The 24,876-nt window shown below is 36.3% G+C and carries 22 protein-coding genes; 9 read left to right on the forward strand and 13 right to left on the reverse strand.

Annotated features, from left to right (window positions below):
• Positions 1–15 precede the first annotated feature (15 nt).
• Positions 16–858, reverse strand: a complete 843-nt coding sequence (gene sufC / locus VXM77_RS09185; RefSeq protein WP_161831178.1) for a Fe-S cluster assembly ATPase SufC — start codon at positions 856–858, stop codon at positions 16–18.
• Positions 859–1,469: 611 nt separating this feature from the next.
• Here sufC and VXM77_RS09190 point away from each other — a divergent pair.
• On the forward strand, positions 1,470–3,086 hold the full coding sequence (locus tag VXM77_RS09190) for a Na/Pi cotransporter family protein (protein ID WP_338506129.1): 1,617 nt from the start codon (positions 1,470–1,472) through the stop codon (positions 3,084–3,086).
• 135 nt (positions 3,087–3,221) lie between these two features.
• Positions 3,222–4,184, forward strand: a complete 963-nt coding sequence (locus VXM77_RS09195; protein ID WP_338506132.1) for a Na/Pi symporter — start codon at positions 3,222–3,224, stop codon at positions 4,182–4,184.
• Between the two features lie 42 nt (positions 4,185–4,226).
• Here VXM77_RS09195 and yjeM read toward each other — a convergent pair whose 3' ends face one another.
• The 5 genes from yjeM to glpK all read right to left on the reverse strand — a co-directional run bounded on the left by yjeM (position 4,227) and on the right by glpK (position 10,508).
• Entirely contained in the window at positions 4,227–5,717 is a 1,491-nt protein-coding gene (gene yjeM / locus VXM77_RS09200) for a glutamate/gamma-aminobutyrate family transporter YjeM (RefSeq protein ID WP_161831183.1), read from the reverse strand.
• A 379-nt stretch (positions 5,718–6,096) separates the two neighbouring features.
• Positions 6,097–7,335, reverse strand: a complete 1,239-nt coding sequence (locus VXM77_RS09205) for an aminopeptidase P N-terminal domain-containing protein (RefSeq protein WP_161831185.1) — start codon at positions 7,333–7,335, stop codon at positions 6,097–6,099.
• A gap of 120 nt (positions 7,336–7,455) precedes the next feature.
• Positions 7,456–7,902 carry an NUDIX domain-containing protein gene (locus tag VXM77_RS09210; protein WP_161831186.1) on the reverse strand — a complete coding sequence of 149 codons (447 nt, stop codon included), beginning with the start codon at positions 7,900–7,902 and terminating at the stop codon, positions 7,456–7,458.
• Positions 7,903–8,043: 141 nt separating this feature from the next.
• Positions 8,044–8,724, reverse strand: coding sequence for a DUF554 domain-containing protein (locus tag VXM77_RS09215; RefSeq protein WP_161831188.1), 681 nt, complete (start codon positions 8,722–8,724; stop codon positions 8,044–8,046).
• A 296-nt stretch (positions 8,725–9,020) separates the two neighbouring features.
• Positions 9,021–10,508, reverse strand: coding sequence for a glycerol kinase GlpK (gene glpK, locus VXM77_RS09220; protein WP_161831190.1), 1,488 nt, complete (start codon positions 10,506–10,508; stop codon positions 9,021–9,023).
• Positions 10,509–10,636: 128 nt separating this feature from the next.
• Here glpK and VXM77_RS09225 point away from each other — a divergent pair, with 128 nt between their 5' ends.
• The gene (locus tag VXM77_RS09225; protein ID WP_161831192.1) at positions 10,637–11,179 is read left to right on the forward strand and encodes a hypothetical protein; all 543 of its coding nucleotides are present in this window, start codon (positions 10,637–10,639) and stop codon (positions 11,177–11,179) included.
• A 75-nt stretch (positions 11,180–11,254) separates the two neighbouring features.
• Positions 11,255–11,698: a hypothetical protein gene (locus VXM77_RS09230; protein ID WP_202618704.1), complete on the forward strand. Its 444-nt coding sequence runs from the start codon at positions 11,255–11,257 to the stop codon at positions 11,696–11,698.
• Positions 11,699–12,158: 460 nt separating this feature from the next.
• Here VXM77_RS09230 and galE read toward each other — a convergent pair whose 3' ends face one another.
• From galE to VXM77_RS09250, 4 genes are all read right to left on the reverse strand, one after another.
• Positions 12,159–13,139 (reverse strand): UDP-glucose 4-epimerase GalE, encoded by a 981-nt coding sequence (gene galE, locus VXM77_RS09235; RefSeq protein WP_161831194.1) that lies wholly within the window; start codon positions 13,137–13,139, stop codon positions 12,159–12,161.
• Positions 13,140–13,151: 12 nt separating this feature from the next.
• Positions 13,152–14,672 carry a UDP-glucose--hexose-1-phosphate uridylyltransferase gene (galT, locus tag VXM77_RS09240; RefSeq protein WP_338506138.1) on the reverse strand — a complete coding sequence of 507 codons (1,521 nt, stop codon included), beginning with the start codon at positions 14,670–14,672 and terminating at the stop codon, positions 13,152–13,154.
• A gap of 94 nt (positions 14,673–14,766) precedes the next feature.
• Positions 14,767–15,936 carry a galactokinase gene (locus VXM77_RS09245; protein WP_161831197.1) on the reverse strand — a complete coding sequence of 390 codons (1,170 nt, stop codon included), beginning with the start codon at positions 15,934–15,936 and terminating at the stop codon, positions 14,767–14,769.
• Positions 15,937–16,302: 366 nt separating this feature from the next.
• Entirely contained in the window at positions 16,303–16,665 is a 363-nt protein-coding gene (locus VXM77_RS09250) for a PH domain-containing protein (RefSeq protein WP_262951126.1), read from the reverse strand.
• A 469-nt stretch (positions 16,666–17,134) separates the two neighbouring features.
• Here VXM77_RS09250 and VXM77_RS09255 point away from each other — a divergent pair, with 469 nt between their 5' ends.
• From VXM77_RS09255 to VXM77_RS09265, 3 genes are all read left to right on the forward strand, one after another.
• The gene (locus VXM77_RS09255; protein ID WP_161831201.1) at positions 17,135–18,148 is read left to right on the forward strand and encodes a LacI family DNA-binding transcriptional regulator; all 1,014 of its coding nucleotides are present in this window, start codon (positions 17,135–17,137) and stop codon (positions 18,146–18,148) included.
• Between the two features lie 242 nt (positions 18,149–18,390).
• The gene (locus VXM77_RS09260; RefSeq protein WP_161831203.1) at positions 18,391–19,398 is read left to right on the forward strand and encodes an aldose epimerase family protein; all 1,008 of its coding nucleotides are present in this window, start codon (positions 18,391–18,393) and stop codon (positions 19,396–19,398) included.
• A gap of 142 nt (positions 19,399–19,540) precedes the next feature.
• On the forward strand, positions 19,541–19,990 hold the full coding sequence (locus VXM77_RS09265; RefSeq protein WP_161831205.1) for a GNAT family N-acetyltransferase: 450 nt from the start codon (positions 19,541–19,543) through the stop codon (positions 19,988–19,990).
• A gap of 436 nt (positions 19,991–20,426) precedes the next feature.
• Here the strand turns inward: VXM77_RS09265 and VXM77_RS09270 are convergent, their stop codons facing one another.
• Complete coding sequence (locus VXM77_RS09270) at positions 20,427–20,711, reverse strand: hypothetical protein (protein WP_161831207.1); 285 nt, start codon at positions 20,709–20,711, stop codon at positions 20,427–20,429.
• Between the two features lie 77 nt (positions 20,712–20,788).
• Positions 20,789–21,355 carry a hypothetical protein gene (locus VXM77_RS09275; RefSeq protein ID WP_161831208.1) on the reverse strand — a complete coding sequence of 189 codons (567 nt, stop codon included), beginning with the start codon at positions 21,353–21,355 and terminating at the stop codon, positions 20,789–20,791.
• Between the two features lie 467 nt (positions 21,356–21,822).
• Here VXM77_RS09275 and VXM77_RS09280 point away from each other — a divergent pair, with 467 nt between their 5' ends.
• Both VXM77_RS09280 and VXM77_RS09285 read left to right on the forward strand, forming a co-directional pair.
• The gene (locus tag VXM77_RS09280) at positions 21,823–22,356 is read left to right on the forward strand and encodes a helix-turn-helix domain-containing protein (RefSeq protein WP_161832943.1); all 534 of its coding nucleotides are present in this window, start codon (positions 21,823–21,825) and stop codon (positions 22,354–22,356) included.
• The gene (locus VXM77_RS09285) at positions 22,311–23,201 is read left to right on the forward strand and encodes an IS3 family transposase (protein ID WP_161832944.1); all 891 of its coding nucleotides are present in this window, start codon (positions 22,311–22,313) and stop codon (positions 23,199–23,201) included. Before VXM77_RS09280 ends, VXM77_RS09285 begins: the two co-directional genes overlap by 46 nt.
• 205 nt (positions 23,202–23,406) lie before the next feature.
• Here the strand turns inward: VXM77_RS09285 and VXM77_RS09290 are convergent, their stop codons facing one another.
• A complete protein-coding gene (locus VXM77_RS09290; protein ID WP_338506142.1) occupies positions 23,407–24,609 on the reverse strand; it encodes an MFS transporter in 1,203 nt (400 codons plus the stop codon).
• Between the last annotated feature and the right edge of the window lie 267 nt (positions 24,610–24,876).

Raw genomic sequence — 24,876 nt, forward strand, 5'->3', positions numbered from 1 at the left:
TAGTATTGGCTTAGATTAAAGGTCTAACATTTCTTTCGTTGCGCACGTTCCAATTGATACAACTTTACGTTTTTCATCTTCTACAATGACGCGTTCATCGTCAATCCCTAATTCTTTTTTAATCCAATCATATCCTTCACGATCAATTTTTTCGATTAATTCTGCACCACCAGACTTAACGATACGTCCTTTCATCATAATATGGACAAAGTCAGGCTTAATGTGATCAAGTAAACGTTGGTAGTGAGTAATTAACAAGCACCCAAAGTTTTCACTTCGCATTGAGTTGACAGCCTCTCCTACGATTCGAAGCGCATCGACGTCTAGTCCTGAGTCAATTTCATCTAAAATGGCAATACTCGGTTTTAACATGAGCATTTGTAAAATTTCATTTCGTTTCTTTTCTCCACCTGAAAATCCTTCATTTAAATAACGATGAGGTAAATCCTCTCTCATTTCAAGCTTTGCCACACTCTTATCTAATTCACGAATAAATTTAAATAATGGAACATCCTTTCCGTCTTCCATACGCGTTTGCATAGCTGTGCGTAAAAAGTCTGAATTTGTCACACCAGGAACCTCTGCTGGATATTGCATCGCTAAAAACAATCCTGCGCGTGCACGTTCATCAACTGACATTTTTAACACATTTTTTTCATTTAATGTGACATGACCACCTGTCACCTTATATTTTGGATGCCCCATAATCGTCGAAGAAAGCGTTGATTTCCCCGTTCCGTTTGGCCCCATAATCGCGTGAACTTCTCCCCCTTTAATTTCTAAATTTACACCTTTTAAAATTTCTTTATCTTCAACATTCGCATGTAATTCTGATATCGTTAAAACAGGTTTTTGCATGTCATATTTCCTCCGTTCAAATCATCTACATTTTTTTCAAATTAATTTTATTATACTAAATTAGTATCTTAAAACCAAATAATATAATAACCTTCTTTTAAAATCAGTTATTTTATAGGATAAAGCCCCCAATCTTTGTTAGTTTTAGACATTTCATCCAATAACATACGGTGATTTATAAATATAAATCATTTATTTTCGATTTCATAAGAAATATTACGTCACTGTCTTATAAGTTATGAGCATAACTCCCCTTAATCGTAAATTGATTTATTTAACGTAAACCAATCTCTATCTTCCTAAAAATAAAAAAATCCTCTTTAAAGTCCTGAATTTTGTCATAAAGCAATGATCATTAATTTAGGAAGCTCCCCTCTCTTTCCTCACAACAAATGAGAATTACAACCTTTATAAATAACAATATCATCCCAACAATGAATGCTCTTTTCTCCTTAGATTCAAAAACGATTTTATAAAAATTGATAAATATTTATAATTTCAAAAATTATGACGGTTTTTTAATTTAAATATGGGTAATTCTATTAACATATTATTTTCATTTAAGCGATTTTGTAGTATGATTGAACAGGATAAAATTTGGAGGTAACTGTATGGAACACATAAACATCTTACTAGGTCTATTTAGTGGACTCGCCTTATTTTTATTCGGTATGGAATTTATGGGAGACGGTCTTGAAAACGCTGCAGGATCTCGTTTAAAATCTTTCTTCGATAAAGCCATTACGAATCCGTTTAAAGGGGCATTAGTAGGAACAATTGTCACAGCAATTATTCAAAGTAGTAGTGCAACTACGGTCATGGTCGTTGGTTTCGTTAACGCCGGTTTAATGAGCTTATACCAAGCTGTAGGGGTTATTATGGGGGCCAATATCGGGACAACGATTACGGGTCAATTAATTACATTTAAAATTGACGATTACATTCCGTTATTCATTATTATCGGAGCGGCACTCATCTTATTTATGAAGCAACAAAATCGAAAAGAAATCGGAAAAATTATTTTCGGCTTTGGTTTACTGTTCATGGGATTATCCACGATGAAAGAGTCAATGAGCCCAATTGCCGAGACAACTTTCTTCCAAGATTTAATTGTGGCACTTGAAGGAAATATGTTCTTAGGTATCTTAGTTGGGGCCATTATGACTGCCGTCGTTCAAAGTTCTTCTGCATCAACAGCAATTCTTTTATCCTTAGCTGCAACTGGTGCGATTAACTTGCAAGTCGCAATCCCAATCTTATTCGGTAATAATATCGGAACCTGTGTCACTGCCTTATTATCAAGTTTAAATGCCAATAAAGTAGCTAAGAAAGCTGCCTTCATTCACTTAGCGTTTAACCTAATAGGAACTTTAATTTTCCTACCATTTATTAATCTCCTCTCACAAATTGTTGTAACAATTGGTGGAGACATTGATAGACAAATTGCCAATGCTCATACCATTTTTAATATTGTGAATGCTGCTTTATTACTACCATTTGCGGGACTATTCGTTAAATTAGCTAACTTAGCTCTTAAAGATAAAGAAAGCGAAACAACCATCAATCGACTCGATCCTCGTTTCCTCGAATCGCCGACGATTGCGTTTGAACAAGCTTTCCAAGAAAGTTTAACTATGTTTGAACTCGCTAAAGAGAATGTTACACTGGCAACAAATGCTTTAATCGAAAGCGATTTATCACAAACAAAGAAAATTTATGAAAATGAAGCTGAGATAAATCGTCTTGAGCGCGATTTATCGACCTTCTTAGTCTCAATTTCATCACATGATATTACAGAAGTCGATACAAACCGTATTGCATCGATGATTAAAATCGTGAACGACATTGAACGTATCGGAGATCATAGTAAAAACATCGCAGAGTTAGCTCAGGAAGTTTCAACTGGAAAATTAACTTTTACAAAAGATGCTTTAGAAGAGTTAAAATTAATTTATAACTATACGATTGAATCTATTAAATCTTCTTATACAAGCTATAAAACAAACAATCGTGAAAAAGCTAATGATACGATGATTTTCGAAGAAAATATCGATCGTTTAGAGGAACTTTTACGCGATAAACATATTCAGCGTTTAAGCCAGAATAAATGTAATGCCCACAGTGGTGCTGTTTTCTTAGACGCGATTTCAAACTTTGAGCGTATCGGTGATCATTCGATTAATATTGCAGAATATGTTCTAAGCTTAGGAAATACGACAGCAAAATAATTTTAAAAAAGATAGGATCGAATCCTATCTTTTTTTCATTTCTAACCTGAAAGTTCGTCGAAGTATTTATGGTTTATAGTATCTTTAAAAATCATAGACTTTTAAAGATACTATACATAATAGGAGTGAATGAACATGACTATCCTACCTATCATACTAAACTTATTTTGTGGCCTCGCGTTATTTTTATATGGCATGAGGCAAATGAGCCACGCGCTTAAATCCTTAGCGGGCAATAGATTAAAGGAAACAGTCTCAACGACGATTACCTCACCTTACAAGGGAGCATTAATCGGTTGCCTCTTTACAGCACTTGTCCAAAGTAGTTCCGCCATCACCGTCCTCGTTGTAGGTCTAGTAGATAGCGGTTTAATGACCCTTTTACAAGCGACCGGTGTTATTATGGGGGCTAACCTTGGAACAACGGTAACGACGCAACTCATTACCTTAAAGCTTACAGAGATGATCCCCTATTTTATTTTCATCGGTGCCTCATGCATGCTTCTCTTTAAAAAAAGGACGCCTCATTACATAGGATACTTTTTATTTAGCTTTGGGATGTTATTTTTAGGCCTTGCGATTGTTAAAACTTCAATGGAACCTATCGTCATGTCCCCCTTATTTAAACAGCTCATTTTCAACGTCCAAGGAAACCCATTACTTTGTATTTTACTTGGAATGTCTATTACATTTTTGATTCAAAGTTCATCGGCATCGACGGCGATTCTAATTTCACTCGTTGCAACAGGTGCGATTAATCTATATACAGCGATTCCTATTCTGTTCGGTCATGAGATTGGAACATGTCTCACCGCCATCCTATCGAGCTTAGGTGGAAACACAGCTGGAAAACAAGCCGCCCTTATCCATTTTACATTCAATCTTTTAGGAACACTTTTATTCTTACCTTTCATCGAGGTGCTCATTCATTTTACAGATGCGTTTAGTTCTACACCGGAGCGCCAAGTCGCTAATATACAATTATTCTTCAATCTATCGACTGTCTTTTTATTTTTACCATTTAGTCGTTTATTTGTTAAATTTGCGGAACTTGTTTTTCACGATAAAAAAAGACTTTCCCGTCACACCTATCATTAAAACAAAAAAGATGATTACGCCTTACACGTAATCATCCTTTTTTTATTTTGTACGTTTATCGTAACGAGCATATAATACAAGAGCAATCGCACTAAAAAGCGTTGGTCCTGCAATCATCCATAGTGTTTGATCATAGTTTCCACTTGTTACAGGTTCTACAATAGAGAAAATGTTAGCAAAGGCAACCACAATCGTTACAACCCACGAAATTCCAATTGCAATTGTCTTATTTTTATATAAGACGAATGGCTTTTCAATATCATCTCGTTTTTTAAACGAAATAAATGCAAAGGCAATGAATAAGTAAGGAATTGTCATTGCAACGTTAGTCATTAAAACAAGTTTATCAAAAAACTTCGCTGCTGATTCTCCCCCAAATGAAACTAACGCTAGGAGTGTAATCGCGATAAGCGCTTGAAGTTTCATCGCATTTAAAGGTAATCCATTTTTCATTTTTGTCATTTTTTCTGGCCAAATTTCTTTTGGCGTTCCTTCAATTAACTGTTTTAATGGGCTATATGATAAAGTCATAAAGGCTCCACTAAAGGCTAAGAACATTGATAAACCAACGAAGCGCGCTGTCCATGCCCCCATTTGTAAGGCAACTTGTTCTCCAAATCCTAAAGCTGATCCTAACTCATAACCTAAGTTATTCATGACCACATAAGCTACATTCCCCATATTAATATCTGGGCTTGATAAGACGCTATCCCAATTTGTAAAAATACCAACCATAAAGATACCAACCGTATATCCTAATACGATGCATCCAGCGGCAATTAATAATCCTTTAGGGAATGTTTTAACTGGGTCCTCTGTTTCATCAACTAACCCACCTACGACTTCGGTTCCACCGAAAGCAAAAATAGCGAACGTTAAAAATGATAAAATTGAAATAATACTATGATAATTACTATTTGGTGAAACAGTAAACGATGTCGCTACATCATGAATCGGTTGTGCTAATTGTCCTTTATTTAAAATAAGGATGGTCACACCTCCCACTAATAAAACGACATTTAATAAGGCAACCGCAGTTCCACCAATTGAAGTAATCTTTTTAATACTCTCTAATCCACGAGAAATTAAAAGGAAAACAAGAATTAACCAAATAACTCCTAAAATTCCTAAAACTTGAGAACTTGCTAATCCGAAAATACTCCATTGCCCCGTCGTATCATGACCGAAGATCAAATTGGAAACAGGAACCCAAATCGTTGAAGCAACGTTTACCATCCAAATGACATATGAGGCATACCACATAAAAATCCCCATAAAAGCGTAACGTGGCCCTACTGATTTTTCCATCCATGAGTAAATTCCACCTTTTTCACTTTTAAAAGCTGCTCCAAATTCAGCAATCATAAAGGCATAAGGAATAAAAAACAAAATTCCCGCCACAAGATACCAAGGAATTGCCGCATAACCCATTAAGAAAAATCCACGAGGCATGTTAGCAAATCCAAAAACTGATGTAAAAATCATTAAAATAAGCGATACTAACGTAAGCTTTCCAGAACTACTTTTTTCCATGCTTTCCCTTCCCTTGTGTAATAAATTTTAGTTACAATTATTGAACTAAACGTTTTATACTATACCCCATTTAGAATGGGTATATACTTTTAGATTATCAATAACCTACTCATTTTGTCAAGTTTTGATGAATTTTATCACAAATGCACTTGAAATCACATTCCTGTATTTTACAATAAAAAGGCGAATGGTCATCCCTCTTTTCACTGAATCCTGTTCCACCGACGAAGCCTCTCTCTTCTTAAATGATTTATCTCATCATTAGAACTATTTTTCAAGGGTGACTATTCACCGAACATACAACGGCAGCGAATTTAATTACCACTAACGAACTACAAAAAAATCCCCTCATGACCTTAGTCTACGAGGGGAAAATTAATTATTTTTTCATAAAGTTTTCAATATCATCCACTGATTTAATAATATCTTTTGATAAGTTTTCATGTCCCTCTTTTGTGACAAGAATATCATCTTCAATACGAATTCCAATTCCTTCTTCCGCAATATAAAGTCCTGGCTCAATCGTAATAACCATTCCTGGTTGTAAAATCCCACCACGACCTCCAACATCATGTGTATCTAATCCTAAATAGTGACCAATTTTATGATAATAATACTTCTCTACGTCTTCTTCCTTCTCAATTAATCCTACTTTTCGACACGCCTCTGCTAATCTTTTACGCGCAAATTCATTTAAATCTTGCATTGAAAGTCCTGGTCTAACGTTATCAATAATTTCCATTTGAGCTTCTAAAACAGCCTCGTAGACTTCACGTTGACGATCACTGAATTTTCCGTTAATTGGGAAAGTACGCGAAATATCTGAACAATAGTAATTCCATTCGCATCCAAGATCAAATAAAATTAAATCTCCATCTTGGCAAATAGATGTACTCTTATCGTAGTGAAGAACCGTCGCATTAGCACCAGCCGCAGCAATCGTATGGAACGACGTATGTTTTACTCCCTCAGTTTTAATCACAAAATCGTAATGTGCTTCTAATTGATACTCATACATTCCAGGTTTAGAATTTCTCATTAAAGCTTCAATCCCTAAACGAGTTTTTTCAATCGCAGTTCGCATGTTGGTGATTTCATCTTCTGATTTAATTAAACGTAAAGCGGTGATATCATGATAAATATTTTGAACGTGTAAAAATGGATATTGACGCTTTAATTCCTTAGCAAATAAGACTTGAACGGTATCTGCATGCTGATAAGATCCACGCTCAAAATCAAAATAGGCATTCTCAAAGTTATCATTTAATAACCATCGACCAAGAACCGTACGCAGTTCATCAATCGGTAATACATTTTTAATCCCTGATTTTTTAGTTGCTTCTTCCTTACTTAAACGTTTACCTGTCCATTTTTCTTCGAGCTCTGTTACTTGTTCAATAAATAAATATTCTTCCATCACACCGTTATATTTACGTAAAACATAGGCCATCTTCGGTTGGTCTAAATTCGTTAAATAGTAGAAGTTACGGTGAGGTGTATAGTCATAAAACTGATCTCCTGATCGTACAGGCGCCTCTCCTGAGAAAATAATTAATAATGAATTATCTTTAATATTTCCCCCTAATTTTTGACGTCTAAACTTTAACGTTTCCAACATTTTCCTCACTCCTTTAAAAGTTTTATATTATTATAGCACATCCCTTGGATGTATATTAAGAAAAAAATATTCCTTCACAACAATTAGCGAAATTTTCCAAGTAATCGTCCAGCTGTTTGATTACAGCTGACCTAAGATACCGATTACTTTTTCGATTGCCCACGCCTGATGATCTAAAATCAGATTTAAGCGACAATCTTCTAAACTCATCCAAACTAATTGATGATCCTTTTCAATTGGAGCCGTCACTTGCTTGACATAGGTTGCTAAATAAAAATAACCAATTGAATGTAAGTATTGCTTTCGATACATTGAATAGTGATAATTCGACGCGACACAAACAAATTGATTAATTTCAATTTCCCATCCTAATTCCTCTAAACATTCTCGACGAAGACACTCATCTTTTGTTTCATCACCTTCAACCCCTCCTCCTGGTAGAACATACCCATGTGGAAGTTTGACCGTCGCCACCTCATTCTTTTCATTTAAAATGATGGCATATACACCTCTGCGATCCTTATACTGTTGATTCGGTAATTTTTCCCCAAAAATATCCTCTATCATTCTCTCCACTCCAATCTCTTATTAAACTTACCGGCCATTCCTTAATTATACTCCTTAATTTCTTAGATACGTATTATTACTCTTTTTTTTTACTTTTTTTTCAAGATTCTCACGGGAATCAATGACCTAAAATCATCCTATTTAGTTAATAATAGCTAACAGAATTGGCATAAAAATAGATGGAACAAAATTCATTAACTTTAAATCTGTTATTTTCAACATATTGAGCGCCAATCCAATAATAATCAATGAACCCACGCACGTCATCTCCGAAATAACACCCTCCGTTAAAAACGGCGATATAACTCCTGCTAAGAGCGAAAGAGAGCCTTGATAAATAAAAACAAATAGACTAGCTAAGACAACGCCTGCCCCTAAACTTGATGAAAAAATAAGAGCGAAAATTCCATCAAGCATCGACTTCGTATAAAGAATAGACGCATCTCCCTTTAGTCCATCCTCAAGTGCTCCTACAATTGACATCGCCCCCACACAAAATAATAAGCTAGCCGTTAAAAATCCTTCAGCTAATGATACATGTTGATTCGGTCGATGAAATTTGCGTTCAACCCACGAACTAATTCTCCCAACTTTAGCATCCAAATCTAATCCTTCTCCGATTAACGTGCCGATGACCATCGATAAAATCAACCGAAGGGTCTGGCCTCCCTCGAAGATTCCTGTTACCCCAATATATAACACACACAACGACAAAGCCCTCATAACCTGTTCACTAAATCGACTAGGTAACCCGCCCTTCAGTAACAAGCCAACTCCTCCACCAATTAGAATTGCCGCCGCATTAACAACCGTCCCAAGCACCGTATTCCCCCCTTATTAATAACCCTATTGGGTAAAGGCGCTTCACGCCTAGACGCATCGCCGTGTACTCTAAAAAATTCCTCTTCTAACGGACAGGGCATCCCCAAAAGAAAAAAACTAAATCAATCATCGTTAGACGCTGCCAACCATCATCAATCTAGTTTTTTCTCTGCTAATCACACCCCTATTGCTTCTTTATTATACGAAACAATAGCCGATTTTTTTGTCATATTTTGTACTTATAAGGATAGATTCCAGGATTAATTATTTCCCCTACTCCGGTGCCCCTTCGATCCTTACGCTTTAAAAATTCGTACCGCTTGAATTGCGCATTTCCACCCTTCATAGAGTTGCACTCGCCTTTTTTCGTCCATCTGGGGGAAATAACGCTGTCCTGCCTGAACTGAATCAGCAATTTCATCAAGATGCCGATAAACACCTGTTGCAAGCCCTGCTAAACAAGCAACCCCTAAAGCCGTCGTTTCCGTCACCGTAGGAACGAGTACATTAACACCTAAAAGGTCGCTTTGAAACTGCATCAAAAATTTATTTTGAACAGCCCCTCCATCAACCTTTAATTCGCTAATTGATTGATGAATATCCTCTTCCATCGCTAAAATAACGTCTTTACTCTGATAAGCAATCGACTCAAGTGTTGCACGAATCACATGTTCCTTCGTTGTTCCGCGGCTCAATCCAAACATTCCCCCTCGCACCTCACTATCCCAATAAGGGGTCCCTAATCCGACAAAAGAAGGAACCACATAAACGCCGTCACAATCCTCCACCCGATTCGCATAACATTCTGAGTCGCTCGCATGCTTGATTAACCGTAAACCATCTCGTAGCCATTGAATCGCACTTCCCCCCACAAACACACTTCCCTCTAAAGCATAGTAAACTTCCCCCTTAATCTTCCAAGCAACCGTCGTCAATAACCCATGATTAGAGCACACCGGTTTTGTTCCTGTATTCATTAATACAAAGCAGCCTGTTCCATACGTATTTTTAACAGCACCCTTATGAAAACACGCTTGTCCGAATAGAGCAGCCTGCTGATCACCGCAAACAGCTGCGATTGGAATTGAACGTCCCATTAAATGAGCTGCAGTTTCCGTATACACTTCCGATGTCTGACAAACCTTAGGCAAAATACACCTTGGAATGTTAAATGCCTCCAGTAATTCATCATCCCACTCCCCCGTATGAATATTAAATAACAGCGTTCGAGAAGCATTCGTTACATCCGTAATGTGCGTCGTTCCCCCAGAAAGTTTCCAAACTAAATAACTATCAATCGTCCCAAATAGCACCTCGCCATTTTTTACTTTCTCTTCAATTCCGGGAATGGTATCTAATAAAAAACGAATTTTTGAGGCTGAAAAATAGGGATCAATTAATAATCCAGTTTTAGATTTTACCCAATCTTCAAGTCCTCGTGCTTTCCACTCCTCACAAATCGACTCCGTTTGTCTAGACTGCCACACAATGGCTAAATCAAGCGGACGCCCTGTCTTTTTATCCCACAAAAGAGTAGTCTCACGTTGATTCGCAATTCCAATCCCTTTTATTTGATTCACATCAATATTGGGAGATAACAGGATCCGATTCAGTACCGCTAAGGTCGAAATCCAAATTTCATTCGCGTCTTGCATGACCCACCCTGACTTGGGATAGAGACATGAAATTTCTTCTTGCGCCTTCTCAATGATTTCGCCTTGTTTATTAAATACAATCGCTCGCGTACTCGTTGTTCCCTGATCAATGGCTAAAATTAAATCCATGTTCTCACTCCTTTTCAAAAGCCCTTTCATTCATTATACCACGTTTTCAAAATATCCTCTTCTAAAATGATAATCCCCCGCTTCTGCGCATACATTTAAAAGACGACTTACCATTAGGAGGATCCTATATGATTAAGCAACTTAAACGCCAATGTCTATCTGCCCTTTTTATACTTCTCGCCGTCGATTTAGCTCTCTTACACTTTACAACCGCCTCACCCTCAGAACTTACGACACATTTAAGTCGACGGTTAGGTAACGAAATTGAGGTGATTAAACAGCTGAATTGGGATGAGAAGATATTTATTTTATATCGTAATGAAAAAACGCATCAATTAGATGTTGCCTGGTATAAACCCAATGCACTTCTATTTTGGAGATATAGTTTTGACGGTGAACATCAAGCGGCCCTCCATGCCCATACCAACCAGTGTCAAACGTACCAAACAAAGGATTACTTCATCATCTGGGGAGCCAACGAAAACTTGCAAGCAAGCACGCTTGAACTCATTCTAAACCAAGAAACCTTTCTCGAAAATCTATCAAATAAGGATTACTTCCTGTATGTTTATAACTTAAACGGCGTCCATCCCGAAACCATTTACTGTACGTTTTATGATGAACAAAATAAAAATATATCCCCCTATTTTTTTGAATCTTTTTTTAAGTAATTCTCCTCTTTCGTTAAATTATTACCTTCTATTGAATAAACTGTAGTAAGCACTTATTTTAAGGAGGGGATTTTAATGAAGTACCTCATTAGTTATAAGCGCCATGATGGCGCCATTGATTTTACCGGAAATGATGTTGATATCTATTACCTCTTCTTTGTTGTCCACGAACTCGGGCGATGTCTTTATAAAATGGAATATGATAAAACCTTCAACTCATCGGAACTCATCACCTTAAAACAATTAAACCTAGAACAAACCGTATCTGAAATCGAAAGAATGTTGCGCTACATGGGAAAGCATCCCTCTCCCTCTATTGAACTCATCGCTCATATCGAAACCTATTATGGAGAAGACCCCCTAACCGAGATTGAACTCATCGAACCTAACGGGACCCACTCTCACGAAGAACTGATGAGCGATCTTTATCTTTTTCAGCTTTTCTCACATATGAACTTACTTCAAGGCTACGACTTTTCAGAGACTGATTCCTTAAAAAATGACTATATTTTAACATAAAAAAAGCTACTTCACCGTGAAGTAGCTTTTATCATTAAATAATAAAAAATCATTCATTTCGTTCCTCCATCCCGTCGATGAAGGATCATTCATTAATACTAAACGTGATTACATTCCTTTCATGTCGTCACAACCGGTCTATCCCCCCAGATCAAACCATACTCCCAAAAGACGAGTTCTGTGATAACATCTATACTTTACCACAAATTGAATACGTTTTCAATACAAATGATGTAACAGTTTGCACACCTTTGAATATTCTGAGCACAAAAAAAGACGAGCCCTACCTTCCCATTCACCCTTTTATACCTCCTAGAAGTTCAATTCTTAGTACCTCTTTGCACCTAAAATATACCTCATCAAGACTTCTCTAAAAAATTGACTTTCTTTCAAACCCAAAAAAAGATGATCTACGCAGACGCGGGATCATCTTTTTTTTATTATTTATTTTTTGCTTGCATTAAGCTTGCATTTTTTTCTTTTCGACTGCCCATGCACTCGCAATCATATCTTTGACTTCTGGATGTTTAGGCGTCCATCCAAGAATATCTTGCGCTTTTTGGCTTGAAGCAATTAATTTAGCTGGATCTCCTGCACGACGTGGAGAGATAATCGCTGGAATTGGATGATTTGTCACTTCACGTGCTGCTTCAATCATTTCTAAAACACTGAATCCTTCGCCATTTCCTAAGTTACAAATCGTACTTTCTCCACCTTCAACTAAGTATTTCATCGCTAAAATATGAGCCTCAGCTAAATCGCACACATGGATATAATCACGGATACACGTTCCATCTGCCGTATCATAATCATTTCCAAACACGTTAATCGCTTCACGACGACCTGACGCCACTTGTAAAATAATCGGAATAAGGTGTGTTTCAGGATCATGTTTCTCTCCAATTAGTCCTGATGGATGAGCCCCCGCTACATTGAAATAACGTAACGAAACATAATTCATCGCATGTGCTTGGTGGTACCAATTAATCATACGTTCCATCGCTAACTTTGTTTCTCCGTAAACATTAGTCGGATTCGTTGGATCTGTTTCTAAAATTGGAATATTCATCGCCTCTCCATAAGTTGCAGCTGTTGAAGAGAAAACAATGTTAGAAACACCACAATCCACCATGGCTTTTAATAAAACATTCGTTCCACTCATATTATTATCGTAATATTTATACGGATTTGTCATACTTTCACCCACTAATGAGTAGGCCGCAAAGTGAATCACGCCATCTACATTCTCCCCTCGTAAAACGTCCGTCATAAAGCAGTAGTCAGCAATACTTCCATGATAAAACTTTGCATCCGGGTGAACATCTGCACGATGTCCCGTCACTAAATTATCAACAACAACCACTTCATGACCTTGCTCAATTAAGGCATAAACGGCATGAGATCCAATATATCCAGCTCCACCTGTCACTAAAACTTTCATCTTTTTTCCTCCTTATAACGAACAATTAATATTAATATGGTTAATAAATCGTTGAACCCCATCTAATCCTTCGTCTGTTAATTTATATACACCACAACACTCTAAGATTTCAACAAATTTTTGCCCAACTTCATCATGAATTAAATCCATCGCCTCTTCTGCCGTGACTGATGCATAGGCTGCTAACATCTCCTTAAGCCATGGAAGATGCTTTTCAAGACCCGCTGCTACCAATACATTTGGATCTCGTCGAACTAAAGCTTGCTTCACCACATCTAGCTCATGAAGAAGTCGCCCTGGTAACACTGCAAGCCCCATGACCTCGATTAATCCAATATTCTCTTTTTTCAAATGATGAAGATGCGCGTGTGGATGATAAATTCCATCTGGATGCTCATCCGACGTACGATTATTACGTAATACTAAATCTAACTCATATTTTCCATCTTTAAAACGAGCAATCGGCGTAATCGTATTGTGTGGTACCCCATCAGTATGTGAGAAGATACCGAGTGCCTCATCGCTATATGTGCGCCATGCCGTTAAAATAAGATCTCCTAACTCAACAAGACGATCACGATCTTCACCTCTTAAGCGTAAAACACTTAACGGCCACTGAACAAAACCAACCTCTACATCTTGATAATTTAACACATTTAATGTTTTTAAAATTGGAGCCTGCTCCATTGCAAATTCATAAGCTCCACCTTGGAAATGGTCATGTGTCAAAATTGATCCCCCAACAATCGGTAAATCAGCATTTGATCCTAAAAAATAATGCTTAAATTGACTAACAAATTGTAACAAGCGTTCAAATGTTAAGCGTGAAATTTGCATCGGTTCATGATCACCTTTTAAAACAATACAATGCTCATTGTAATAAACATAAGGAGAGTATTGTAAAAACCATGATTCATCGGTTAACTCTAATGGAATAATTCGATGATTTTGGCGAGCTGGATGATTCAACGTTCCTGCATAACCCACATTTTCTTGACAAAGTAAACACTTAGGGTAATTAGAACTTGGTAAGCTTTTCGCTAATGCAATAGCTTTAGGATCCTTTTCAGGCTTTGATAAATTAATCGTTATATCCAAATCCCCGTATTTTGTTGTTGTTTTCCAACTCACATTTTTAGCCACTCGGCTCAAACGAATATAATTCGAAGCTTTACTTAGGTCATAGTAATAACGTGTCGCCTCTTTCGGATCTTTCGCATAGTAGCTTTCAAATGTTTTAACCACTTCTGACGGACGTGGCATTAAGCAATCCATGATTTTCGTATCAAATAAGTTGCGGTGATCAATACTATCGCACTCTAAAACCCCTTGTTTTACCGCATAATCTAAAATCCCCTCTAAAATGGTACTTGGGTTTTCAAGGTCCTCACCTTCAACTGATTCGTACTCAAACGATGGTACTTTTAAAAGATCAATTATTTTATTTGCAGCGTATAAAACATCCGCCTCTTCAATCATATGATGTGCTAATCCAAACTGAATTAAACGATTAATCTCATAATTAATGTCCATATCCTACTCTCCTCTTATCTATCTACAATCTTAGGCAAAAGACGAAGAGGGTGTGATGAAATATCTTTCATCGTCCCCCCATACGCTCCCTTTCTTAAGCAATTGTTTTTGTCCCATCTCCAATTGTTGCCACATAAAGTTGTGCATCGTATCCGATTTTTTCCTTATACCCTTTAGCAATAGCCTCTTTCACCGTTTCTAATGCATCATTTTGAACAAGTGCAATCGCACATCCTCCAAATCCTGCACCTGTCATACGAGCACCTAAAACCCCTTCTTGTGCCCAAGCTAATTCAACAATAGTATCTAACTCTTTTCCTGTTACCTCATAATCGTCACGTAAAGATTTATGTGACTGATTTAATAATTGACCGAAACGTTTTAAATCTTTTGCTGCTAAAGCATGTGTCGCTAATTTAACACGCTCATTTTCTGTAACCGCATGTTTAGCACGACGATATAAAACATCCTTATTAATTACATTCGAAACACGATTAAATTCTTCTTCTGATAAATCACATAAATAGTTAATATCTGCTACCGTTTGAAGAAGTGCCAATGCTTCATCACACTCTCCACGACGCTCATTATATTTTGAATCCGCTAATTCGCGTTTTTTATTCGTATTCATAATTAAAATAGAATTATCTCCTAAATCTGCTTCCGCATATTCATAACTTAAATCATTTGTATTTAATTTGATGGCATAGTCTTTTTTCCCCATTCCAATCGCGAATTGGTCCATAATTCCACAATTTACGCCCACGTAATCATTTTCAGCACGTTGTGATAATTTCACCATGTCAATCATTGTAATCTCATAACCGTTTAATTCTTTTAAAATTTGTGAAACTAGTAATTCAAGAGATGCTGATGAAGATAATCCTGAACCATTTGGAATGGTTCCATAAACATAGGCATCGAATCCTGTCTTAATTTCAAATCCCATTTTTTCAAATTGTTCCATCACACCTTTAACATAAACACTCCAGTGCTCATCTTCTGTATGTGATAAATCCGATAGATTAAATTCAATCACTCCGCATTCTTCGAAATTACCTGAATATAAACGAACTAAGCGATCCTCGCGTGGTGACACAACAGCATATGTTCCGTAAGTAATCGCTGATGGGAACACACATCCTCCATTATAATCAATATGTTCTCCAATTAAGTTAACACGTCCTGGTGAGAAAAATAGTTGGATGTTTTCTTTAACTCCAAAAACTTTCGTAAACGCCGATTTTAATTTTTCAATATTCATTATGATCTTCCTCTCTATTCTCATTCATTTCATTTCAGCTCTCTCTGCTCTACTAAAATTTTAATGTTTTTTAGTAAAAAAATCAAGAGGTTATTTTAAAAACCCTTACATTTTTTTAAAAATTTATTCTAAATACGCTGTTTCATCCACAGTTAAAAACAGTTGGACATGATCGTCTTATTACCTATGCGACTTTTTGAACTATTTTTTAACTTAATCACACTAAAATCAAACATCTACTATTTGTACTTTTTATCGCTACTCCCCATTCCATGTCACCGTTCCCTTCTCTTTGAATCATTAATCGCCATAAAAAACAGGAGAGGCTGTCTTCCGCTCCTATTTTTTATGGCGATTCAAATAAGACTAACAGATTGCTTGATTTAACACTTGAATCAAGGGACGAATATTCGTTCCCTTGATAAATTCAAATTGCATCTGATTGATACCAGAGGCCCAGACCTTTAACTCCGCATCTAAATCAAATGTTCCGGAGCTTTCACATGAGAAAGCTGTAATTTTCGAAAACGGGATAATCATGTATTCTTTCTTTCGTCCGGTAATCCCTTGAATATCAATAATTAATAATTTCTTATTCGTTACGACTAAACGATCCCGTACTGATCGAAAGGACAATAAAACTTTTTCATCCTCATTCATGATAAAATCAAATAAATCTCTTCCATCATTCAAAGACGTTGACATGAGCGCCGCAATCTTACTTTCCATAAAATCACTCCTACCATCTAGACTCTTTCAGTTTATAACACTTTTTAACGACGTATACGCCTGCTATTTATAAGCTAAACCCCTCTAAAATTCTCCTCATTCCTCCATTTAAAGGAGAGAACCTTCCCTTCCATCAATTATCCTTAAAGATTTAATCACCGTTTGCCCCTATCGCCAATAAAGAACAATAATAAACGTCTCTATTTTCTTATAGGATTCCCTATATAAGGATTAAATATACACCAATCACCCACTTATTTATAAAACGTTTTCTTTTTATTAAAAAAGACTATTTTATTTCCTAAAAGTTAATGATAAAATAGAAAATGTAACAAAAATAGTAACCTTTATGAAATGGGGAGTTCTTTAAAGGTTCATTTTTTTCCTTTATTAGAAAATAAAAACGCAACACTAAAGCATTCACGATAAAAATATAACTCAATCTCTTAGATAGAAAGGAGGACGTGCTATGGCTAAAATAAAAGATATCGCTGATTTAACCGGATTTTCTATTACAACCATTTCACGTGTCTTAAACCAAGATAAAAATTTTAATGTTTCTGATGATACGCGACTAAAGATTATGACAGCGGCAGAAAAATTGAACTATGTTCCGTTAAGCAAACGGAATAAAACCGCTAAAAGAAATACTGCCATTACTATTGGTTTGATTTATTGGTACTCTGTCGCTGAGGAAATCACAGATCCTTATTATATGTCGATTCGACTGGCTATCGAAAACCACTGTCAATCTCGTAATATTCAACTGCAAAAGATTTATTTACCCTCAACGTCGTATGATGAAATTTCGGCAATGAACCTCGATGGATTAATTGCATTAGGGAAATATAGCGAAGAAGAAATCCAAAGTCTTCACGCGACTCACCCACACCTCGTCCTCGTCGATTGTTACAGTAAACACTATAATATCGACGTCGTTATTGCCGATCTAAAGGAAGCAACAAAAGATATTATCGATTACCTCGTGGATCTAAAACTCACGAAAATTGGGTTCATTTGTGGAGTCGAAAAAACGCTAGATGGACAGGAATTACTCGATGTTCGACTCACAACTTACATTAATCAAATGACAAAGTTAAAAGCATTCCAACAAAATAACATTTATCTTGGGTCCTTTACCGCTGATTCCGGATATGAAATTATGTCGGATATTATTAAAAAAGGAAAACTACTCGATGCTTACATCGTTGCATCAGACGCTCTCGCTATCGGATGCCTCAAAGCCCTGAACGAGAATAATATTAAAGTTCCTGAAACCGTCTCAATCATTAGTTACGACAACATCTCACTTTCACAATATACTATCCCATCCCTCACTACCATTGACATGAACACTAAACACATGGGAGAAACAGCACTTGACCTTATCATCGAACGCATCACCAACGACCGCACCATCGCCAAAAAAGTCACCATCCCAACCCAACTCATCAAACGAGCCAGCACAAAAACAAAAAGTTGAAGCGAGCGTTTAAAGGACCGTAAGGGTTGAACTTTCGGCCATTTCTTCGAAGAAGAACTGAGCCGAAAGGAAACTTTATAGGGCCTTTGCTCGATGAAACTAGATTGATTAAAAGGTTGAGGGTTTCCTGCGCCACGTAGCGAAGCTCGTGGCTATCCTCAACTGCCAGGGCTTAAGTTCCCTGCGCTAAGGGAATAATGATCTAAACAACAATCTTATCTTAATTTCTGGGGGGAAATCACATGATTCAATATAATCAAACAGTAAAAGGTACGTTCAATGGAATACAAATCATTGAATATGGAATGAAAAACCAAGAATTAGAAGTCCGCTTCTTAAACATCGGGGGGTGTTTAACAAAAGTGGCATTGGCAGCTGACGATTACGCACAAAACCTCGTGCTAAACTATCAAAACGTGGAAAGTTATCTTGAAAATGGGTGTTACCTTAATGCCATCATTGGACGAACGGCTAACCGCATTAAAAATGGCACTTTCACCTTAAACAATAAAACTTATCAACTAGACATTAACAACGGGCCAAATAACCTTCATGGAGGTGCCGAGTGCCTCAGTGATGCCAACTTTGCCATCGAAACCATCGACTCAGGTTATCGACTCACAGCGACCCTTCCACATCAGGAAGCTGGATTTCCAGGAAACCTGACGGCAACCATTGATTATATTCTTAAGGGCAATCAATTTATCGTCGCTTATTCGGCGATAACAGACCAAGACACCCTCGCAAACTTCACACAACATGCTTACTTTAATCTAGCTGGAAACGGCAGCACAACCGTTGACAAACATGAACTCCAAATAAAAGCAAGCCATGTTGCCGAAATTGATAAAACCCAAGCCTTTACAACAACTTGGGTGCCTGTTGAACATACACTCTTTGACTTTAATCAACCAACACTTATTGATCCAACGAACAAAGAAAAAACAGAACTTTTTAACCTTGCATCAGGCTATGATCATTTGTATTTACTCTCTGATACAAAAGACGTTGTCACCTTCAAAGATTTAAATTCTGGGCGAACACTAACGGTTTCAACAACAGCGCCAGCGATGCAGTTTTATACAGGAAACTTCTTAACGAATGAGCTCCTATTTGAAAATAATCGTCAAGGTGAACCGCGTCTAGGGGTCTGTTTCGAAACTCACCTCGTCCCCTTTGATATTGAATCACAAGTCTTAAAATCAGGTGAAACTTATCGTGCTAGCACGACCTTTACTTTCACCAAATAGTTAGGAAGATATTTAGCCACTTTATCAAAAAAAGCATCCTTGATTGGGTGCTTTTTTTGTCCCCTCTTTCCCCGATAAAACCGTTAATAAAATTCCCTTCCTTCTCATATGCTAGCAGTAGATAAAGAAGGGAGGAAGAGGCATGAGAATCGCCTATTATGAAAACGAATACTTAGAAGAGTGTGCCGCGTTACTGCAAAACGTTTATAACAATGAACAATGGGGATGTAATTGGTCAGACATCAAAGCCCAAAAATACATTGAAGAGTTAAGCCAAAATCCACGCTTTGTCGGTTTCCTTCTTTTAACAGATGAAGAAGAATTAATTGGGGCTGCGCTTTGTCATGAGCGAACATGGTGGTACAAAGATGAACTCTTCATTGATGAATTTTTCATTGCACCGAGCGCTCGTCAACGTGGATACGGATCAAAACTTCTCAACTACATGACCAAGTATACAAAGGAACAAAAATTAGCGGGATTAACGTTAACGACAAATAATTTAATTGTCGCTGACTTCTATCACAAAAATAAATTTCACGATCATGAAATTTACTTTATGTACAAAGGGGTCGAATCAATCGCTGAATAGAATCATAAAAAAAAAGCTTAGTCTTCTTAAGCTCTTTCTTATGATTCCCATTTATAGCCTTGCATCCTACTCGTGCAAAGACTTCTGACAGGTGGCAGAAGTCTTTTTCTTTTTCTCCCCCTAGTCTTTAGCTCATCAGTTGATAAAGACAATATAGACCATATAAAGCAATACAAACAAGATAAACAAGTCAAATGCTGACCGGATAAGGATACTCAGTAATTTTAAGATTCTCGCTAATCCATCCATTTAGGCGATGAAGAAAGATTTAATTTGTCTTTTCGAAGAATAGACCTCTTTTTTCTTCATGCGTCACCTCCTAACTCTTTACTTATCATGCGTCAATGCACGCGATGCATTCAAGATAACGATAAAATCTAAAATAAAAGAGGGATTCAGCCGCGCCATCCCTCCTAAATTTTCTTTTCAAACGAAGTTATTTTAACATCCCATAATAATGAAAAACACCAATGATTGCAATAATCATCAAAATCCCACTAAAAGTAAATCCAATGTAACGAATGACTTTATTTTCTTTACCTTCCTTTGCACAAAACAAAACTGTATAAGCGATAAGGATAAACTCTAACCCGGCGACAACCGTCTTTAAAAGAAAATTCTCACTCAAATGAATCGCTACTTTACTTAATAAATATAAAACCCCTTTATGGACAACAGAAAAGACAATCAACACTACAACAAATAATCTTTTATCACTCATTTAAACGCCCTCCCCCGGATTTATGAAGTTAAGATAGAGATCCATTAAAAATAGCCTATTAAGTATGGGATCTTAAATTAACGACCTAATTTATATCTGTCCGCTTTATAAATATATTCAAAATGGTTGCTAGCATAAGAAACGGAAAAATTCACTGTGTTTTTTTCTTCAGTCCTAGTAGTCGTACCTTTATGATAGAAATCCCCATTTAGTTCAAAGTATATACAAGAGGCACTTTCTAAGTTTGTATAAAGCGTTCCAGAAAATTGTTTTGTACTCCCATTATAATCGCAACTCAGAGAGGTATTTAATAACGATAAAATTCCTCTGTTGTCTCCTGACTCACTTGTTTCACAATAAAATACGACCTGTGGCTTATAAGTTGATGTCACAGTAACTGAAGCTTTATATATTCTATAGGTAGCTCTTCCAGAGTTTTCTTCACTAACACCTATAAATTGTTTAGCTTCCGTTTCCGTTAGATTTTCATTTTTCATTACTTCCTGAATTAGCTCATCATAAGTCAATGCTCTATCCTCAACCATATTATCATCATCGACAGATCCCCTAGCGTCTTCAGAGGAACGTGGAACTACTACCATTAAAACACCGACTAACAGGAATAAAAAACATAATTTTTTCATCTTTATCTCTCCCTATTTTCCCTAACAAAATCTAATAAACGATTCAATAAAATTAAAAGGTAAACAAGTATCACCCAACATAACCTAATGGCTGAAAGAATTAGAATCGTGACTTTTATAAAGTCTCCTCATTAAAATAAGGTACTCTATTAAAAGCTCTTACTGCCTTAACAAGCATCAAAACTACATTCACAACTCGATTTTTAAATCACTGAGTAGTCTCTACGCTATGTTTTAATTTCCTTTTTCATACAATATAAGTATAAAATAACAGTTTAAGAGTTGTCAATTTAAATCAAATAATGAAGGCTCGCAAACCCATCAGGGGCAGTTTGGGATTGCTTCTAACGCTTCACAACAAATGGATTTCTAGGGTACATATTTCTATTCCAACAAAAAAAGGAGACGACATTGATGTGCACCCCAAATGTTAGACTAAAAAATCTAACGTTAGGGGTGTTTTTTCTATGGCTAAATATAGTCCAGAATTCAAATTAAGGATTGTTAATGAATATTTACAAGGGACTTTAGGTTATCGATCGCTTGCTAAGAAATATCAGATTCCAAGTCAATCACAAATTGAAACATGGGTTAGACAGTATAAACAAGAAGGAAAAAACGGATTACAACCAAAAGAAAAACAAGTATATACTGGAGAATTTAAATTAAATGTATTAAACTATATCAAGACAACAGGTGCTTCATATAGCCAAACTGCTATTCATTTTGGAATATCAGATATAGGAACGATTGCGAATTGGAATGCAACGTTTCTAAAAGGCGGTGTAGAGGCATTACTTAAACCGAAAGGAAGGTCTCAAAGCCCTATGCCAAAATTAAAAGCATCTAAACAACCGAAAACTTTAACACGTGAACAACAATTAGAAGAAGAAATTAAATTACTCAGAATTGAGAATGAATACTTAAAAAAGTGTCACGCCCATGGGATTACGCCATGGAACCAAAGAATCAAATCGAGACAAGAATCATCCAAGAATTAACGGCTAATTTTAAATTAAGTGATATTTTAAAGGTCACAAAATTTCCTAAATCAACCTATCATTATTGGGTTAAAAAGATGGCGCAAGAGAATCCAGATCAAGAACTTGAAAATCTTATTTTAAGCATTTTTAAAGAAAATGATGAGAATTATGGTTATCGTCGAATCACAGATGAGCTTCATCATCGAGGTCATCGGGTTAACCATAAGAAAGTCTATCGTCTGATGAAAAAGCGTGGAATTATTTGCGTTAAGTTTAGTCATAAATCACGTAAATATCGTTCGTATAAAGGAACTGTTGGAACAGTGGCTAAGAATCGAATTAACCGCCGATTTAATACCCCTTATCCGTATCAGAAATTGACAACAGATGTGACTGAGTTTAAAACGCAGGAAGGAAAGAAATTATATTTAAGCCCAATCATGGACATGGCAACCGGTGAAATTTTGTCCTATTCAATGAGCCATAAACCTGACTTGAATTTTGTCATGGAATCTCTGAATCAGGTCCTACCTATTCTCAAACAAGCAAAATATAGAATAACCCTTCATTCCGATCAAGGTTGGCAGTATCAACATCAAAAATGGGTTAAAGCATTAAAAACACATAAAATTTTTCAAAGTATGTCACGAAAAGGAAATTGTCTAGATAATTCACCGATGGAAAACTTCTTTGGAATCCTTAAACAAGAAATGTACTATGGAAAGACATTTAAAACCTATGAGGAGTTAAAAGAAGCCATTGAAAACTATATCTACTACTATAATCATAAACGAATTAAAAGAAAATTGGCTGGTATGAGTCCAGTCAAATACCGAATTCGTACCAGCCAATTAGCTGCATAATATTAAGTTCAACTTTTGGGGTTCACTACACATTCGTCTCCTTTTTAGGTGTCTTTTGATTATTGACGGACAGCTTCAATCAATACGTAATTCTTGTCCCAATTCATTCGTTCCCGTTGCGAAACGAACACCTGTATGGTTTCCACATGCTTGAGGAATCACGTATTGAGCAACATTGTCTAAAATTGACAAATCTAATTCTCCCCTATTCATCATTAAAAAACTTTTTAACAGATGGGTGGAGCACGATAATAGAAACAATTAGGAGACCCAATAAACTATTTAAAATAATTAACAATCGAGGATTTAAAAATTCGCATAAAATTCCCCCTATAAAATTACCAACCGGTGAAATAGCCATTCCAATCGTAATTTTTGTTGATGAAACTTTTCCTCGTTTGTCTGTCGGAGTTTTTAACATAAGGGTCGAATTTAACAATGTATTAAATACGAATTGAAATCCAAATGATAATACTGCGAAAATCAAAATTAAAATAAAGTTATTTAGGACAGCTTCCAGTCCTATTCCTATTATAAAGATGAATACTGAAATCAAATATAAGCGATACTTATCTTGAGATTTTATCTTAACGACTGATAAGGAAATCATTCCTATTATCAACCCTACACTTTGAAAGGCATTTAGGATGCCATATCTCTCCATCCCTAAATGAGAACTATTCACAAACCATGGAATCATTGATACTCTAATCATCCCAAACAAAAAATTGATGAAAAAGCAGATACCGAGTAACCTCACGAGTCCCTCATCTTTAAGAATAAACTTGAGTCCTTCAATAAAATCCTCTTTAAATGTCACCTTTGCTTTTTTTCTCTGAACGCGAGGTACGTTAATCCATAGTTCACTGATTGATGAAAATATATAGGAAATCCCGTTGATTAAAAACATCATTGGGGCACCTAACAAAGGATACAAAACCCCACCCATTGATTGGCCGAATATATCAGCCCCAATGGTCGCCATTTGGTAAGAAGATGTCGCCTTAATAAGTTTGTCTTTCGAAACAATATCTGGGAGAATAGATTCTACAGCAGGATTGAAAAACGAAGAGCAGACTCCTAATATCATCGCCATTACAATAATCATCCATATCTCTAAAAGATTGTTAGACGCAAGGAGTGCTATCATCATTATCCCTATTCCACATATGATATCACTTAAAACAATCAATCTCTTTCTATCCCACCTATCTACAATTACTCCTGATATAGGGCCTAACACAATTCTAGGAATAGTCACTAATGCCATAATACTCCCCATAATTGCAGTTGATCCCGTTTCCTGTAAAACAAAAAATCCTAAAGCAATCGAATATATGGCATCCCCAAATGAGGATACTAATTGACCCTGCCACAATAAGAAGAAGTTTTTATTCCCTCGATGCATTCCTCCCCCCCCTAACTTAAAAGTAATCCTATCTTTCATAATTACACTTAGAATATATATATCATCAACTGAGAATCCCATGTATTAAACCTGTACTATAAACAACATTTTATATCCCCATTTCATTAAACATCTTATATAAATAATTAAAAACATTCAAATTAAGTATATTCCCTTGTAGTTGAACATATGTATTTTTTACATTTTTTTGAAATAAACTTTATAAAAGATAAGTTAAACGCCCCGTCATTTAGTGATAATAAATTT

This window comes from Turicibacter sp. KK003, from assembly GCF_037014675.1.
Lineage (GTDB): Bacteria > Bacillota_I > Bacilli_A > MOL361 > Turicibacteraceae > Turicibacter > Turicibacter faecis.

Coding starts and splice junctions, on each gene's coding strand:
- sufC (WP_161831178.1), bottom strand. CDS start 858: ATGCAAAAACCTGTTTTAACGATATCAGAATTACATGCGAATGTTGAA.
- VXM77_RS09190 (WP_338506129.1), top strand. CDS start 1,470: ATGGAACACATAAACATCTTACTAGGTCTATTTAGTGGACTCGCCTTA.
- VXM77_RS09195 (WP_338506132.1), top strand. CDS start 3,222: ATGACTATCCTACCTATCATACTAAACTTATTTTGTGGCCTCGCGTTA.
- yjeM (WP_161831183.1), bottom strand. CDS start 5,717: ATGGAAAAAAGTAGTTCTGGAAAGCTTACGTTAGTATCGCTTATTTTA.
- VXM77_RS09205 (WP_161831185.1), bottom strand. CDS start 7,335: ATGTTGGAAACGTTAAAGTTTAGACGTCAAAAATTAGGGGGAAATATT.
- VXM77_RS09210 (WP_161831186.1), bottom strand. CDS start 7,902: ATGATAGAGGATATTTTTGGGGAAAAATTACCGAATCAACAGTATAAG.
- glpK (WP_161831190.1), bottom strand. CDS start 10,508: ATGGATTTAATTTTAGCCATTGATCAGGGAACAACGAGTACGCGAGCG.
- VXM77_RS09225 (WP_161831192.1), top strand. CDS start 10,637: ATGATTAAGCAACTTAAACGCCAATGTCTATCTGCCCTTTTTATACTT.
- VXM77_RS09230 (WP_202618704.1), top strand. CDS start 11,255: ATGAAGTACCTCATTAGTTATAAGCGCCATGATGGCGCCATTGATTTT.
- galE (WP_161831194.1), bottom strand. CDS start 13,139: ATGAAAGTTTTAGTGACAGGTGGAGCTGGATATATTGGATCTCATGCC.
- galT (WP_338506138.1), bottom strand. CDS start 14,672: ATGGACATTAATTATGAGATTAATCGTTTAATTCAGTTTGGATTAGCA.
- VXM77_RS09245 (WP_161831197.1), bottom strand. CDS start 15,936: ATGAATATTGAAAAATTAAAATCGGCGTTTACGAAAGTTTTTGGAGTT.
- VXM77_RS09250 (WP_262951126.1), bottom strand. CDS start 16,665: ATGGAAAGTAAGATTGCGGCGCTCATGTCAACGTCTTTGAATGATGGA.
- VXM77_RS09255 (WP_161831201.1), top strand. CDS start 17,135: ATGGCTAAAATAAAAGATATCGCTGATTTAACCGGATTTTCTATTACA.
- VXM77_RS09260 (WP_161831203.1), top strand. CDS start 18,391: ATGATTCAATATAATCAAACAGTAAAAGGTACGTTCAATGGAATACAA.
- VXM77_RS09265 (WP_161831205.1), top strand. CDS start 19,541: ATGAGAATCGCCTATTATGAAAACGAATACTTAGAAGAGTGTGCCGCG.
- VXM77_RS09270 (WP_161831207.1), bottom strand. CDS start 20,711: ATGAGTGATAAAAGATTATTTGTTGTAGTGTTGATTGTCTTTTCTGTT.
- VXM77_RS09275 (WP_161831208.1), bottom strand. CDS start 21,355: ATGAAAAAATTATGTTTTTTATTCCTGTTAGTCGGTGTTTTAATGGTA.
- VXM77_RS09280 (WP_161832943.1), top strand. CDS start 21,823: ATGGCTAAATATAGTCCAGAATTCAAATTAAGGATTGTTAATGAATAT.
- VXM77_RS09285 (WP_161832944.1), top strand. CDS start 22,311: ATGGAACCAAAGAATCAAATCGAGACAAGAATCATCCAAGAATTAACG.
- VXM77_RS09290 (WP_338506142.1), bottom strand. CDS start 24,609: ATGCATCGAGGGAATAAAAACTTCTTCTTATTGTGGCAGGGTCAATTA.